13 protein-coding genes are annotated in these 14,531 nt (G+C 70.1%); 4 read left to right on the forward strand and 9 right to left on the reverse strand.

What is annotated here, in order from left to right; all coding sequences use genetic code 11:
- Positions 1-10: 10 nt before the first annotated feature.
- From ACYQ7X_RS03245 to ACYQ7X_RS03275, 7 genes are all read right to left on the reverse strand, one after another.
- Positions 11-493: an iron-sulfur cluster assembly scaffold protein gene (locus ACYQ7X_RS03245; RefSeq protein ID WP_459695394.1), complete on the reverse strand. Its 483-nt coding sequence runs from the start codon at positions 491-493 to the stop codon at positions 11-13.
- A gap of 24 nt (positions 494-517) precedes the next feature.
- The gene (locus ACYQ7X_RS03250; protein ID WP_459695395.1) at positions 518-2,062 is read right to left on the reverse strand and encodes a UxaA family hydrolase; all 1,545 of its coding nucleotides are present in this window, start codon (positions 2,060-2,062) and stop codon (positions 518-520) included.
- A gap of 157 nt (positions 2,063-2,219) precedes the next feature.
- Entirely contained in the window at positions 2,220-2,909 is a 690-nt protein-coding gene (locus ACYQ7X_RS03255; protein ID WP_459695396.1) for a hypothetical protein, read from the reverse strand.
- Positions 2,906-4,249, reverse strand: a complete 1,344-nt coding sequence (gene accC, locus ACYQ7X_RS03260) for an acetyl-CoA carboxylase biotin carboxylase subunit (RefSeq protein WP_459695397.1) — start codon at positions 4,247-4,249, stop codon at positions 2,906-2,908. Before accC ends, ACYQ7X_RS03255 begins: the two co-directional genes overlap by 4 nt.
- 16 nt (positions 4,250-4,265) lie before the next feature.
- Complete coding sequence (gene accB / locus ACYQ7X_RS03265) at positions 4,266-4,745, reverse strand: acetyl-CoA carboxylase biotin carboxyl carrier protein (RefSeq protein WP_459695398.1); 480 nt, start codon at positions 4,743-4,745, stop codon at positions 4,266-4,268.
- Positions 4,742-5,194 carry a type II 3-dehydroquinate dehydratase gene (gene aroQ / locus ACYQ7X_RS03270; RefSeq protein ID WP_459695399.1) on the reverse strand — a complete coding sequence of 151 codons (453 nt, stop codon included), beginning with the start codon at positions 5,192-5,194 and terminating at the stop codon, positions 4,742-4,744. Before aroQ ends, accB begins: the two co-directional genes overlap by 4 nt.
- A 66-nt stretch (positions 5,195-5,260) precedes the next feature.
- Positions 5,261-6,049 (reverse strand): malonic semialdehyde reductase, encoded by a 789-nt coding sequence (locus tag ACYQ7X_RS03275; protein ID WP_459695400.1) that lies wholly within the window; start codon positions 6,047-6,049, stop codon positions 5,261-5,263.
- A gap of 251 nt (positions 6,050-6,300) precedes the next feature.
- Between ACYQ7X_RS03275 and ACYQ7X_RS03280 the strand changes: the two genes are divergently transcribed.
- On the forward strand, positions 6,301-7,416 hold the full coding sequence (locus ACYQ7X_RS03280) for an AI-2E family transporter (protein WP_459695401.1): 1,116 nt from the start codon (positions 6,301-6,303) through the stop codon (positions 7,414-7,416).
- 52 nt (positions 7,417-7,468) lie between these two features.
- Here ACYQ7X_RS03280 and ACYQ7X_RS03285 read toward each other — a convergent pair whose 3' ends face one another.
- Both ACYQ7X_RS03285 and ACYQ7X_RS03290 read right to left on the reverse strand, forming a co-directional pair.
- On the reverse strand, positions 7,469-8,578 hold the full coding sequence (locus ACYQ7X_RS03285) for an S-(hydroxymethyl)glutathione dehydrogenase/class III alcohol dehydrogenase (RefSeq protein ID WP_459695402.1): 1,110 nt from the start codon (positions 8,576-8,578) through the stop codon (positions 7,469-7,471).
- On the reverse strand, positions 8,575-9,699 hold the full coding sequence (locus ACYQ7X_RS03290) for an A/G-specific adenine glycosylase (RefSeq protein ID WP_459695403.1): 1,125 nt from the start codon (positions 9,697-9,699) through the stop codon (positions 8,575-8,577). The genes ACYQ7X_RS03285 and ACYQ7X_RS03290 overlap by 4 nt, the downstream gene beginning before the upstream one ends.
- Here ACYQ7X_RS03290 and ACYQ7X_RS03295 point away from each other — a divergent pair.
- From ACYQ7X_RS03295 to smc, 3 genes are all read left to right on the forward strand, one after another.
- Positions 9,698-10,282 (forward strand): DciA family protein, encoded by a 585-nt coding sequence (locus tag ACYQ7X_RS03295; protein WP_459695404.1) that lies wholly within the window; start codon positions 9,698-9,700, stop codon positions 10,280-10,282. The two genes, ACYQ7X_RS03290 and ACYQ7X_RS03295, sit on opposite strands and share 2 nt — an antisense overlap.
- A gap of 83 nt (positions 10,283-10,365) precedes the next feature.
- Positions 10,366-10,977, forward strand: coding sequence for a thioredoxin domain-containing protein (locus ACYQ7X_RS03300; protein ID WP_459695405.1), 612 nt, complete (start codon positions 10,366-10,368; stop codon positions 10,975-10,977).
- A 6-nt stretch (positions 10,978-10,983) separates the two neighbouring features.
- A complete protein-coding gene (gene smc, locus ACYQ7X_RS03305; protein WP_459695406.1) occupies positions 10,984-14,457 on the forward strand; it encodes a chromosome segregation protein SMC in 3,474 nt (1,157 codons plus the stop codon).
- The last annotated feature ends 74 nt before the right edge of the window (positions 14,458-14,531 follow it).

The following is a 14,531-nucleotide window of genomic DNA, read 5'->3' on the forward strand; positions in this document are numbered from 1 at the left end:
AGGCGGCGCGTCAGGCTTCCTCTTCCCCGACGCCGAGGGCGAGGAGCAGCGCTTCCCAGCCGAGCAGGGCGCAGGGAATGCGGGATGGAATCGCCCCGAGCGGCTGAAAGCAGGCGAGGGGGGCGAGCGCGGCATCATCGCCGATCGGCTGCCCGCCCCGCAGGCTGCGGGCAAAGCGGCGGAACAGCCCGGCGGACTCTTCCGCCGTGCGGTCCACCACCAGTTCGGCCATCAGATCGGTGGCGGCGGCGCAGATCGCGCAGGCGCGGCTCTGATGCCGCACCAGAGCAATCCGCCCATCCGCATGGCGGCTGAGTTCGAGGGAGACGCGATCGCCACAAAGCGGGTTGCGCGCCGCGCCCGCGGCATCCGGGGCGGCGATATGGCCCTGGTGGCGCGGCCGGCGCGCACGCTCCATGATCGTCGCCTGATAGATCGCCTCAGGCGCCAGCCTCTCCGCTGCCGGACCGCCAGGCGCCGGATCGCCGCTCACGCGGGCATCATCGGCCAGCGCCTGTCAGACCGTGGCGCCGAGCTGCCAGGGGGCGAACTCGTCATCACCGAAGCCCATCTCCTCGCTCTTGGTGCGGGTGCCGGATGCGACGCTGAGGATGGTCTCGAAGATGCGCTGGCCGCACTCCTCCACCGTTTCCGCGCCATCGGCGATGGTGCCGCAATTGATGTCCATGTCATCCGGCTGGCGCTCGTAGAGCGGCGTATTGGTGGCGAGCTTGATCGAGGGCGTCGGCTTGCAGCCGAACACGCTGCCGCGGCCGGTGGTGAAGCAGAGGATATTGGCCCCGCCCGCGATCTGGCCGGTGGCGGAGACCGGATCGAAGCCTGGCCCGTCCATGATCACGAGGCCTTTTTCCGTCACCGGTTCGGCATAGCCGACGACATCGACGAGGTTGGTCGTTCCCGCCTTGGCGACCGCGCCGAGCGATTTCTCGACGATATTCGTGAGACCGCCGGCCTTGTTGCCGGGGGAGGGGTTGTTGTCGATCTCGCCGCCATTGCGCCGGGTGTAATCCTCCCACCAGGCGAGACGATCGAGCAGCTTCTGCCCGACCGCAGGGCTCACCGCCCGCCGGGTCAGCAGATGCTCGGCACCGTAGATCTCGGTCGTCTCGGTCAGGATCACCGTGCCGCCGTGGCGCACGATGAGATCGGAAGCGTGGCCGAGCGCCGGATTGGCGGTGAGGCCGGAGAAGCTGTCCGACCCGCCGCATTGCAGCGCGACGGTGAGGTTGGAGACGGGAACCTGAACCCGCGTCACGCTATTCGCCTCGGGCAGCAATTCCCGCACGCGGGCGATGCCGGCTTCGATGCTTTTGCGCGCGCCGCCCGATTCCTGGATCACCATGGTGGCGAGCCGGCTGTTCGGCTGGATGCCACGGCTCTGCATGATGGGGCCGATCTGGTTCGTCTCGCAGCCGAGGCCGATGACGAGGACGGCGGCGAAATTCACGTGTTGCGCATAGCCCGCAATGGTGCGCCGGAGCGTATCCATCCCCTCCCCGGCGATCGCCATGCCGCAGCCGGTCTTGTGGGTGAGCGCCACCACACCGTCCACGTTCGGGTAATCGGCCAGCAGCCCGGCATCACCCGTGAAGGGATTGCGGCGGAAGGCCTCGGCGATATAGCGCGCGGTGCCGGCCGAGCAGTTCACCGAGGTCAGGATGCCGATGTAGTTGCGCGTCGCCACCCGGCCATCGGGGCGGATGATGCCCTGGAAGGTCGCCCGCGGTTCGATATACGCGGTCGGCTTGGCATCGACGCCGAAGGCATGATCCCGCGCGAAATCATGGATCTCGCAGTTCTGCACATGGACATGGCTGCCGGGGGCGATATCCTCCCTGGCGAAACCGATCACCTGGCCGTAGCGCAGGATGGGCTCGCCCTTGGGGATCGGCCGGAGCGCGATCTTATGGCCGCGCGGGATGCGCTGCAGCGCGGCGAGGCCGCGATCCGGCAGGCTGGTTCCTTGCGGGATTTCGACGCGCGCGATCGCGACATTGTCGCGCGCATTGAGATGCATGGTGGCGGAGAGCGTATTCAGCATGGTTCCAAACCCTTGGGCGGCCGATGTGCCCCGGCCGCTCGTTCGCGCTGCCGCCCAGCCGGGCGGGTGGATGAAAACGCAATCTTGCGCCCTTGCGCCAGGCCGCGCCAGCGATGAATGGCGCCCGCGGCTGGCCCTGCCGCGCATGGCGCGATGATCACGGCGCGGGGCCGAGGACGGCCGCGGTATAGTTCTCGATCACCTGGGAGATGGGGGCGCCGCCTTCCGCCGTCAGCAGCCCGATGTTGCGGAGCACGTGCTCGGGGATCGCAAGCCTCGGCCCCGGCGGGGTGGCCTCTGGCCGCCACAGCCGCTCGCTCGCGAGCGTGCGGCGGGTGAAGTGCAGGCTCTTCACGGCGAGGCCGAAGGGCGTGTCGGTATGGTCGAGCAGGGCGTTCATCGCCGGCGTCAGCCTATCCGGCACATACCAGTTCTCGGCGTCCGACAGTACGAGCGCGCCGCAGAGCAGCCGCACGCGCCGATAGCCGAGCGCCTCGCCCGGCCGTAGCGCGAGGTTGTGGCGCACGCTTGCCGGCGCCGCATGCGGCGCGCCCTTCACCTGGATCGCGACGATCTGGGGATCGGGCGCCAGGTGATAGCGGGCGCACCATTCGCCGAGCACGCGGGTGGCACTCGGCTGATGCGCGAGTGCCGCTTGCAGGCTGAGGAGGCGGGCTTCCGCCTCGGCCCGCGCCGCCGGGCTATCTGGCCAGGTGAAGGGCGGTTCAGCCGCGGCCATGGCCGCGCCCCCGCCGAGGCCCGGGAAGAGATCCGCGCAGAGCCCGGGGCCGAGGATGCAGGCGAAGACCAGCGCGGCGGGAGCGGCGCGCCACCGCAAGGCGCTCACGCCTCTCCGGCGACGAACTTCTCAAGCCAGTGAATGGTATAATCACCTGCCTGGAAGCCCGGATCGCTGAGGATGCGCTGATGCAGCGGCAAAGTGGTCTTGACCCCGATGACCGCGAATTCCTCGATCGCGCGGCGCATGCGGGCGATCGCCTGCGGACGGTCCGGCGCATGGACGATGAGCTTGGCGATCATTGAATCGTAATAGGGCGGCACGCGGTAGCCGGCATAGATCGCGCTATCCACCCGCACGCCAAGCCCGCCGGGGGCGTGGAAGGCGGAGATGACGCCCGGGCTCGGCGTGAAGGTTTCGGGGTCTTCCGCCGTCACCCGCGCCTCGATCGCATGGCCCGAGAAGGTGATGTCAGCCTGGGTGTAGCCAAGCGGCTCGCCGGAGGCGATGCGGATCTGCTCGCGCACGAGATCGACGCCGCAGACCATCTCGGTCACCGGATGCTCCACCTGAAGGCGGGTGTTCATCTCGATGAAGCAGAACTGCCCGTCCTGATAGAGGAACTCCAAGGTGCCGGCGTTGCGGTAGCCGAGCCCCTTCAGTGCGGCCGTCACCGTCTCGCCCAGCGCATCGCGCTCGGCCGGGCTGATGGCGGGCGAGCCTGCCTCCTCCAGCAGCTTCTGGTGGCGCCGCTGGAGGGAGCAGTCACGCTCCCCGAAATGCACGACGCCGCCGTGGTTGTCGGCCAGCACCTGCATCTCGATATGGCGCGGCCGATCGAGGTATTTCTCCATATAGACGGCATCGTTGCCGAAGGCGGCCTTGGCTTCGGTGCGGGCGAGCTTCCAGGCTTCCGCCAGCTCGTCCGCGGTGCGGGCGACCTTCATGCCGCGCCCGCCGCCGCCGGCGGCCGCCTTGATGAGCACGGGATAGCCGATGCTGGCCGCGACCTCGGCCGCCGCGCCGAGATCCGGCAGCGCGCCCTCCGAGCCCGGGACGAGCGGCACGCCGAGCGCCCGCATCGTATCCTTGGCGGCGATCTTATCGCCCATCACCGTGATGTGCTGGGCGGTGGGGCCGATGAAGGTGATGCCGTGCGCCTCCACGATCTCGGCGAAGCTGGCATTTTCGCTGAGGAAGCCGTAGCCGGGATGGATCGCATCCGCGCCGGTGATGGCGGCGGCCGAGAGGATGGCGGGGATGTTGAGGTAACTATCCCGCGCGGCGGGCGGGCCGATGCAGACGCTCTCATCGGCCAGCCGCACATGCATGGCATCGGCATCGGCCGTGGAATGGACGGCGACGCAGGCGATGCCCATTTCGCGGCAGGCGCGTTGGATGCGCAGCGCGATCTCGCCGCGATTGGCGATAAGGATTTTTTTGAACATTACCGGTCCGGCGTCCTCAATCCAGGATCATCAGGACTTCGCCGAACTCCACCGGCGTGCCACTGCCGATGATGACGCGCGAGACCGTGCCGGCGCGGGGCGCCTTGATCTGGTTGAAGGTTTTCATCGCCTCGATCAGCAGGAGCGTCTGCCCCGCCTCCACCCGTTGGCCGACGCTGACGAAATTGGCGCTGTCCGGATCGGGCGAGAGATAGGCGACGCCGACCATCGGGCTCGTCACCGCGCCGGGATGGCTCGCATCGGGCAGCGTGGCGGCGGCCTCCACCGGCGCGGCGCTCGGCGCGGCGATGGCGGCGGCCGGTGCCGCGGCAGGGGCGGCGGTCTGCGCCGCCTGCACGTAATTCACCGGGGCTGGCTTGCGCGCCAGGCGGATGCGGCGGTCCTTGTCGGAGAGTTCGATCTCGCTGAGGCCGGTGGCATCGAGAATGGCCGCAAGCTCGCGAATATCCTCTGGATCAAAAGACAGCGGGTTCATAGGCCTCCCTCCAGAATACGTGCCATCGCGGTCAGCCCGAGAGCGTAGCTGTGGATACCGAAGCCACAGAGCACGCCGGTCGCGACCTTAGAGACATAAGAGTGGTGCCGGAATTCCTCCCGGCGGTGAATGTTGGAGATATGGACCTCGACCACCGGCAATTCGGCGGCGAGCAGGGAATCCATGAGCGCGATCGAGGTATGGCTGAGGCCCGCCGGGTTGATGACGATGCCGCTGGCCCGGCCGCGGCATTCCTGAACCCAGGAGATCAGCTCACCCTCGCTGTTCGTCTGCCGGAAATCAATAGCGAGCCCGAGCAGCTCCGCGGTTTCGGCGCAAAGCTGCTCGACATCGTCGAGCGTCGCCGAACCATAGACCTCGGGCTGGCGCAGCCCGAGCATATTGAGGTTGGGGCCGTTGAGCACGGCGATCAGCGGCAAGGTGGTCATATTGCCCAGGCTAGCATAGGGCGCCGCGGCGGCCAATGCCCCACCGCGCATGCACGCGAGCCAGGATCACAGGATCTCGCACGCTTCCTCGAACATCAGGCGCGGGTTGCGCGGCCCTTCGACCGGCTCGGCATAGCCGATATTGAGCAGGAAGTTGGACCGCCAGCCCCGCCCGTCGAGGAAGAGGGTATCGACGCGGGCATTGTCGAAGCCGGACATCGGCCAGCAATCGAGCCCGAGCAGCCGGGCCGCGAGGATGAGGTAGCCGCCCTGCAGGCTGCCGTTGCGCAGGGCGGTCTCCTGCGCGAAATCATGATTCCAGGCGAACCAGTCCCGCGCATCCTCGGCCTGCGGATAGAGGCGGGGGAGGAAATCGTAGAAGGACGAATCATAGGCGACGATGATGGTGACGGGCGCCTTCATCACGCCATCGAGATTGCCGGGGGTCAGCGCCGGGCGCAGCTTCTCGCGCGCCTCGCGGCTCTTCAGGAAGACCAGCCGAGCCGGGGCGCAATTGGCCGAGGTCGGGCCGAGTTTCATGAGATCGTAAAGGTGTTGCAGCGTCTCTTCCGCGACCGGCCGCGCCGTCCAGGCGCGGGGCGTACGGGCGGCGTGGAAGGCGCGTTCCAGCTCGGCGGCGGTCAGATCGTAGCCGAGTGCGGCCGGCGCGGCCGCGTCATGGGTTGCGCCAGGACCGGCGCCAGCCAGATCCTCCGCACCGTGCTCGGCCGCAGCTGCCTCGGCCGCCGGCGCTTCCGCCGCATGCGGCAGAGGGGGCGCCTCGTGCGAGGCGTCGGCCGCCGCCACCGCGTCGCCCGCCGCATGCTCCGCCTTCTGTTCCGTCACATCGGTCATCCGCCCGTCCTTCGGCCTGCGGCGCAGACTTGGCTCGGAGGTCCGATCCGCAAGCGATGCGCGCCCGTCATCTTGGCCGAGTGATAGCACGCGCCCGGGCGGGATCAACGGCCGAGCGGCGGCCTCGCGCGCCCAGGGACCCGGTTTCGGCTGCGGTAAGGACAAGCGGGGCGACGCGGCGGATGCTTGGCCGCGTGATTTAATGTAACAGTCGCGGCCTCCGCCGCCTTTTGCCGAGAGAGAGCTTCGCCTTGACCGAACGATTGCTGATCTGGGTACTGCTCGGCATGCTCGTCGCGGGTTGCCTCGCGGTGCTGCAACCCTTCATCGCCGCCATCGCCTGGGCCGCGATCCTCACCTTCATCACCTGGCCGATCTATACCTGGCTGCGGATGCGCGGCCGGCTGCCGCGCGGGGTGGCGGCGCTGCTTGTCATCGTCATGACCGCGCTTCTGGTGCTCCTGCCGCTGTCCCTCATCGCCCAGAGCGGGCTGCAGAACGTCGCCAATCTGCGGCGGATGATCAACGAGGTGCTGATCTTCGGCCTGCCGCCGGCGCCGGGCTGGGTTTCGGCCTTTCCGATCTTCGGCGGAACCATTGCCGATGTCTGGAACAAGTGGTCGGCGGATCTCGAAAGCCTGCTGGCGGCGCTGCATCCCTATATGGGCTTCGCGGCCAAGGAGGGGCTGCACGTGCTCCTCGCCGTGACGGATGGGGTGGTGCGCATGGGGCTCGCGCTGTTCCTCGCCTTCTTTCTCTTTCTCTATGGCGAGGGGCTGGCGCGCGGCATCAGCGGCATTCTCTATCGCATCGCTGGCGCCCAGGCGGAGCGGTTGCTGCGCATCGTGGGCGCGACGGTGCGCGGCGCGGTCTATGGCATTCTCGGTACCGCCGTGGTGCAGGGGCTGCTGCTCAGCCTCGGCCTCTGGCTGAGCGGCGTGCCCAATGCGGGGATGCTCGGCCTCGTCGGCACCTTCTTCTCGCTGGTGCCGGGGGGCGGCGCGCTCATCTGGGTGCCGGCCGCGATCTGGCTGCTCAGCAGCGGCGCGGATGTCGCCGGCGTCGCCCTCGGCCTCTGGTGCGGCATCGGCATCTCCATCGCCGATAGCCTCATCCGCCCCTGGTTCATCGCCCGCGGCGCGCATCTGCCCTTCGTGCTGACCCTGCTCGGCGTGCTCGGCGGGGCGCTCGCCTTCGGGCTGCTCGGCGTCTTCCTCGGACCGGTGCTGCTCGGCGTCGGCTTCATCCTGGCGGAGGAATTCGCCCGCGGCGTGCCGGCCGAGACGGTCGCCGCCATCGAGGCGGCGAGCCAGCCGGAGCGGAAGGCGAGAACCGTCGCGGCGCTTACGCCGGGGCCGCGGCGATAGGGCGGCCGGCGATAGACGCGGCGCGGGCCCCGCCTGCCGCCGCGGCGCGCGATCAGTAAGTGACGACGGTGCGGATCGATTCGCCGCGCTTCATGAGGTCGAACCCCTCGTTGATCTGCTCGAAAGGCAGGACATGGGTGATGAGATCGTCGATATTGATCTTGCCGTCCATGTACCAATCGACGATGCGGGGCACGTCGGTCCGCCCGCGGGCGCCGCCGAAGGCGGTGCCGAGCCACTGCCGGCCCGTCACCAGCTGGAAGGGTCGGGTGCTGATCTCGGCGCCGGCCGGTGCCACGCCGATGATGATCGACTTGCCCCAGCCGCGATGGGCGCATTCCAGCGCCTGGCGCATCACCTTCACATTGCCGATACATTCGAAGCTGTAATCGGCCCCGCCCTTGGTGAGGTTGACGAGATAGGGGACGAGATCGCCCTCGACCTCCGCCGGGTTGACGAAATGCGTCATGCCGAACTTCTCGGCCATCGCGACGCGGCCGGGGTTGAGATCGACGCCGACGATCATCTCCGCGCCGGCCAGCCGCGCGCCCTGCACGACATTGAGCCCGATGCCGCCCAGGCCGAAAACGACGACGCGCGCCCCGGGCTCGACCTTCGCCGTGTTGATGACGGCGCCGATGCCGGTGGTGACGCCGCAGCCGATGTAGCAAACCTTCTCGAAAGGTGCGTCTTCCCGAATCTTGGCGAGCGCGATTTCCGGCAGCACCGTGAAGTTCGAGAAGGTCGAGGTGCCCATGTAGTGGTAGATCGGCGCGCCTTCGCAGGAGAAGCGGGAGGTGCCGTCCGGCATCAGGCCGCGGCCTTGCGTCGCGCGGATGGCGACGCAGAGATTGGTCTTGCGGCTGAGGCAGTATTCGCAGTTGCGGCATTCCGGCGTGTAGAGCGGGATGACGTGGTCGCCCTTCTTCAGGCTGGTCACGCCCGCGCCGACATCGACCACCACGCCCGCGCCCTCATGCCCGAGGATGGAGGGGAAGATGCCCTCCGGATCGGCGCCGGAGAGGGTGAATTCATCCGTGTGGCAGATGCCGGTGGCGCGGATCTCGACGAGGACTTCGCCCTCGCGCGGGCCTTCGAGATCGACCGTTTCGATGCTGAGCGGCTGGGCCTTGGCGCGGGCGACGGCGGCACGGGTTTTCATGCTTTTGCTTCCTGAACGAGAAGGTCGGAGGTCTCTGCGGCAGGCTTGGCCTGCGGCATCCTGTTGTGGCCCAAGGCGAGGCATTTGGCCATCAGGCTCGGCAGCGCCTGCGCGCCAAGCTCGCCCGGTGGGCAGAGAAATCCCTTGGCCGTAGCCGACGCCGGAAGGGATGGAAGCGACGCCGCATAGACATCGACGATAAGTTCGAAATGGGTGAAGACGTGCCGCACTTGGCCGAGGGCCGCCCAGGGTGCTGCAGGTAGGGGGCTGGCGGCGATCGCCTCGGCCATCGTCCAGGGCTCGGCCCGCCATTCGGTGCCGGGGATTTCCACCATGCCGCCGAGCAGCCCGCGCGCCGGCCGGCGGCGCAGCAGCATCTGGCCGGCGGCGTCGGTCAGGCGGAAATGCGCGCCGTGGCGGCGCGGCCGGGCGGGCTTGGGGGCTTTGCGCGGCAGGCTCGCGGCAATTCCTTGGCGCCGGCCGGCGCAGGCTTCCGCCCAGGGGCAGAGAGCGCAGGCCGGATTCGCCGGCGTGCAGAGCGTGGCGCCGAGATCGAACAGCGCCTGGGCGGTATCGGATGGCGCGGCGCGGGCCGCGGCCTGCTCCATCAGCCGCGCCGCCTCCGCCCGGATGCGCGGCTTGGCTGCCGGCAGCGGCGTCTCGATGGCGAAGAAGCGGCTCAGCACCCGCTCGACATTGCCGTCCACCGGCACCGCGGGCAGGTTGAAGGCGATGGCGCCGATCGCGGCGGCGGTATAGTCGCCGATGCCAGGCAGCGCGCGCAGCCCGGCGATGCTGGTGGGAAACTTGCCGCCGGCGGCCGCCACGGCGCGGGCGCAGGCGAGCAGGTTGCGGGCGCGGGCGTAGTAGCCGAGCCCCGCCCAGGCTGCCATGACGGCGCCATCCTCGGCCGCCGCCAGCGCGCCCACGCTCGGGAAAAGGCTTAGAAATCGTTCATAATAAGGGATGACGGCTTGCACCGTCGTCTGTTGTAGCATGACCTCGGAGAGCCATACGCGATAGGGCTCCGCCGCCTCGCCTGGAAGCGCCCGCCAGGGCAGAATCCGGCGGTGGCGGCCATACCAGGCAAGCAGGCGGGAGATGGAGGGCGGCGCTGCCATGGACGAGGATGAACTCACCACGGATGGCGGGGACGGTCGGGAGGGGCGGGAGGCGCGCGGCACAGGGCGGAGCATGGCGCCGCGGGCGCCGGAGGGCAAGGCGCGAGCCCAGCCCGATGCCGCGGCCCGCAGCTTTGCGATGCGGCCGATCGGCGGCCTCATCGCGCGGGTGACGCGCCTGAGCTATCGCCGCCGCTCCCCCGCTGGCGCCCAGCTGATGATCGATTGGCCGGAGATCATGGGCCCGACGCTCGCACCCCTCACCCTGCCGCAGAAGCTTTCGGCCGGCACGCTGACGATCGGCGCCCAAGGGCCGGTCGCCATGGAATTGCAGCATCTCGCGCCGCAGCTCATCGAGCGGCTGAACGCGCATCTCGGCGCCGGGCGGGATCGGCCGCTGGTGCAGCGCCTTCGCTTCGTGCCGCTGGCGCCCGGCGCGCTCCGCCCCGCCGCGCGGCCGGCAAAAGCCGCGCCGCTGCCCCCGCCGCCCCCTCTGCCCGGCATCGCGGCGGGCCCGCTGCATGAGGCGCTGGCCCGCCTCGGCCAGGCGGTAGAGGCCCGCCGGAAACCCCGCCAGTCCTGACGGTTGCTCGCGAGACTCGACGCGAATATCGACAGCTAGTTGCCACCTCTGCTATTCACCACAAGATATAGAAGGTTCTGCTGATGATCTCTCGCCGCTTTTTCACCGTCGCCGGTGCAGGCCTGGCCGCCGCCATGGTGGCCCCCCGCCTCGCCCGGGCGGACCAGACGCCGCCGACCGAGACCGCGCGCTTCATCGGCTCGGCCACCGCGCCGGTGACGGTGGAGGAGTTCTTCTCCCTCACCTGCACCCATTGCGCGCATTTCTCGATGACCACGATGCCGGAGGTGATGGATAAGCTCGTCAAGCCGGGCAAGCTGCGCATCGTCTATCATGATTTCCCGCTCGATGCGGTGGCGCTGGAGGCGGCGATGATCGCCCGCTGGCTGCCGACCGACCAGTATTACCCCTTCGTCACCGCGCTTTTCGCGAGCCAGGATACCTGGGCCTTCGCCCCCGGCGTGAACTATACGGACGAGCTGTGGAAGATGGCGGCGCTCGCCGGGATGGACCGGCCGACCTTCGACAAGGCGGTCGCCGACAACGCGCTCAAGACCTGGATTCAGACGCAGCAGGTGGAGGACGAGAAGCTCTACAAGATCGAGGCGACGCCCTCTTTCCGCATCAAGGGCAAGACCGTCGCCGGCGATATGAGCTACGACGAGTTCACCGCCGCCATCGGGCTGGCCGGGTAGCAGCGGATGCCCGCCCGGGTCGCCCGCCTGCGCATCGCGGGCTTCAAGAGCTTCGCCGACGCGACCAGCCTCGACATTCTGCCGGGGCTCACGGGCATCATCGGGCCGAATGGCTGCGGCAAATCCAATATCGTGGACGCGCTGCGCTGGGCGATGGGGGAGGGGAATGCCCGCTCCCTCCGCGGCGGGGAGATGGACGACATCATCTTCGCCGGAACCACCACCCGGCCGTCGCGCAACATGGCGGAAGTCACCGTCCAGCTCGAGGATGCGGCGGGGATGGTGCCGCCGCCGCATCACGAGCAGGCGGATCTCGAAATCACCCGCAAGATCGAGCGCGGCTCCGGCAGCGGCTACCGGCTGAACGGGCGGGACGTGCGGGCGCGGGACGTGCAGACGCTGTTCGCCGATATGGCAAGCGGCGCGCGGAGCTGCGCCATGGTCGGCCAGGGGCGGGTGGCCGCGATCGTGGGTGCCAAGCCCGAGGAACGGCGCGCCATCCTGGAAGAGGCTGCCGGCATCGCCGGGCTGGCGGCGCGGCGGCATGAAGCGGAGCTGAAACTGCGGGCGGCGGAGGCCAATCTGCAGCGGGCCGAGGATATGCGCGGCCAGGTCGAGATCCAGCTGCAGGGCTTGCAGAAGCAGGCCCGCCAGGCCGCGCGCTACCGCTCCATCTCGGGCCTCATCCGGGCGGCGGAGGCCGAATTCCTCGGCATCCAGCATCTTCGCGCCGAACGGGGCCGCATCGCCGCCCGCGCCGCGCTCGCCGAGGCCGAGGCCCGCGCGGCGGAGGCTGCCGCCGCGGCCCGCCAGGCGGAGGCCGCGCATGGCGAGGGGCATGATCTGCTGCCCGCCTTGCGGGCGGCGGAGGCCGAGGCCCGCACCGGCTTCGAGCGGCAGAAGGTGGCGGCCGAGCAGATCGCCGCCGAGGAGGCGCGAGCCCGCGCGGCCATCACCTCGGCTGCCGCACGGCTGGAGCAGGCGACGCGCGATCTCGGCCGGGCCGAAGGCATGATGCGCGATGCGGCGGAGGCGGAAGCGCGCCTCGCCGCCGAGGATGCGGCTTTGGCCGCCGCCGAGGGCGAGGCCGACGCCCGGCTGGCCGAGGCCGAAGCCGCCATGGGCGCCGCCGCCGAGGCGGCGCGCCAGGCCGAAGCCGCGGCCCAGGCGGCGACCGAGCGGCATGCGACGCTGACCGCGGCGGCCCAGGCGCTGACCGGCCGCCTGTCCCAGGCTGAAGCGCGCAGCCGGCGCGCGGGCGAGCAGGTGGCGCGGCTGACGGTGGAGCGCGAACGCTTCGCGGCCGACCTCATCGCCCCGGAGAAGCTTGCCGAGGCGAAGGCCGCGGCGGAAGCGGCGGAAGCGGCACGGCGGGATGCCGCGACCCGGCAGGAAAGCGCCGAGCGGGCGCGGGTTGCAGCCCAGGCTGCCCTCGCGGCGGCGCGCGAGAAGGCCAATGCGGCCGAAGCGGCGGCGACCCGGCTGAAGGCCGAGATCCGCGCGCTGAGCGAGGTGCTGAGCGTGGGTGAGAATGCCCGCGGCGCCGCCTCGCTGGTGGATGAGCTTTCCGTGCCGCCGGGGCTGGAATCCGCCCTCGGCGCCGCCTTCGGCGAGGAGTTGAGCGCCGCGACCGAGGAGAGCGCCGCCCGCTATTGGCGGGCGCTGCCGCCGCTCGACCAGGAGGCTCGGCTGCCCGAAGGCTGCCAGCCGCTCGGCGCGCTGGTGCAGGGGCCGGCGGCGCTGGCGCGCGCCCTCTCCCACATCCTGCTTTGCCCGGCCGAGGCGGCGCCCGGCCTGCAACCGCATCTCCACCCCGGGCAGATCCTGGTTTCGGAGCAAGGCGGCGTCTGGCGTTGGGATGGCTATACCATCAAGCCGGGCACGCCGACCGCGGCGACCGTGCGGTTGACCCAGCGCAACCGCCTGCGCCGGCTGCGCGACGAAGGTGCGCTGGCGGACCAGGCGGCCGCCGAGGCGAAGGCGGCACAGGATGCGGCGCAGGCGGCCGATCGCGCCAGCCTCACCGAGGAACAGGCGGCGCGGGCTGCCCGTCGGGAGGCCGATCAGGCGGCCGAGCGGCTGCGCAATACCGCAGCGGCGCTCGCCACCCGGGCAGCGGCCGCGGAAGCCCGCCTCTCCGGCATCGTCTCGCAGATCGAGGCGGCGGAGCCTGAACGGGCCGAGGCGGAGGCTGCCCTGGCGGCCATACGGGCCGAGGCGGCAGCCTTGCCCGATCTCTCCGCCATGCGGACCGAGGTGGAGGCCGCCCGCAGCGCGCTGCAACGCGCCCGGCGCGAGGAGAGCGACAGCCGCGCCCGCTGCGATGGCCTGATCAGGGACGGCAAAAGCCGCGCGGAACGCCGCGCGGCGCTTGCCCGGGAGCGGCAGGGCTGGGCCGAGCGGGCGACCGCCGCCCGCAGCCATATCGCCGATCTCGGCGAACGCCAGGCCCAGGCGCAGGCCGAGCATGCCGCCCTCGTCGCGGTGCCGGAGAAGCTCGCCGCCGAGCGGGCGGCGCAAGTGGCCCTGCTGGCCGAGGCGGAAGCCGCGCACCGCACCGCCTCCGAGCGGCTGCGCACGGCGGAGGCCGAAGCGCGGGCGGCGGAAAAGGCGTCTCGCGCCGCCGAGACGGCGCAGGCGCTTTCGCGCGAGAATCTGGTGCGCGCCGAGGCGGCGCTCGAAGCCGCCGACCATCATTGGGGCACGGTCGCCGAGCGGGTGCTGGAGCGGCTCGGCGCCAATCCTGCTTTCCCCGAAATCGCCGGCGAGCCGAGCCAGGAGGCGGAAGAGAAGGCCCGCCGTAAATTCGAGCGGTTGACGAAGGAGCGGGAGGAGATGGGCCCGGTCAATCTTCGCGCCGAGATGGAGGCGGAGGAGATCACCCGCCAGCTTGAGCTGATGGACCGGGAAAAGGGCGATATCGTCTCGGCGATCGCCAAGCTGCGCGGCTCGGTCGGCCATCTCAACCGCGAGGGGCGCGAGCGGCTGACAGCCGCCTTCGCCGAGATCGACCAGAATTTCCAGATGTTCTACGCGCGCATGTTCGGCGGCGGCCGCGCCCATCTGGCGCTCGTCGGCGCCGATGACCCGTTGCAGGCGGGCCTCGAAATCTATGCCCAGCCGCCGGGTAAGAAGCTCTCCACCCTCTCCTTGCTCTCCGGTGGCGAGCAGGCGCTGACGGCGCTCTCCCTCATCTTCGCGGTGTTTCGCAGCAATCCCGCGCCGCTCGCCGTGCTCGACGAGGTGGACGCGCCGCTCGACGATGCCAATGTCGAACGGCTCTGCACCCTGCTCAACGAGGTGGTGCGCGAAACCGGCACGCGCTTCCTCGTCGTCACGCATCATCACCACACCATGGCGCGGATGGACCGGCTTTATGGGGTGACGATGATGGAGCGCGGCGTCTCCCGCCTGCTGTCGGTCGATCTCAACCGCGCCGTGGCGATGACCGAGCCGCCGCCCAAGATGGCCGCGGAATAGGCGCGGCCCGCGCGGGGCGGGAGGTTCTGGGCTGCGCTGGCATGCTCTTGCCCTCCGGTGGCGCCCGGGCGGAC

The sequence above is a fragment of the Acidisoma sp. C75 genome, from assembly GCF_054665095.1.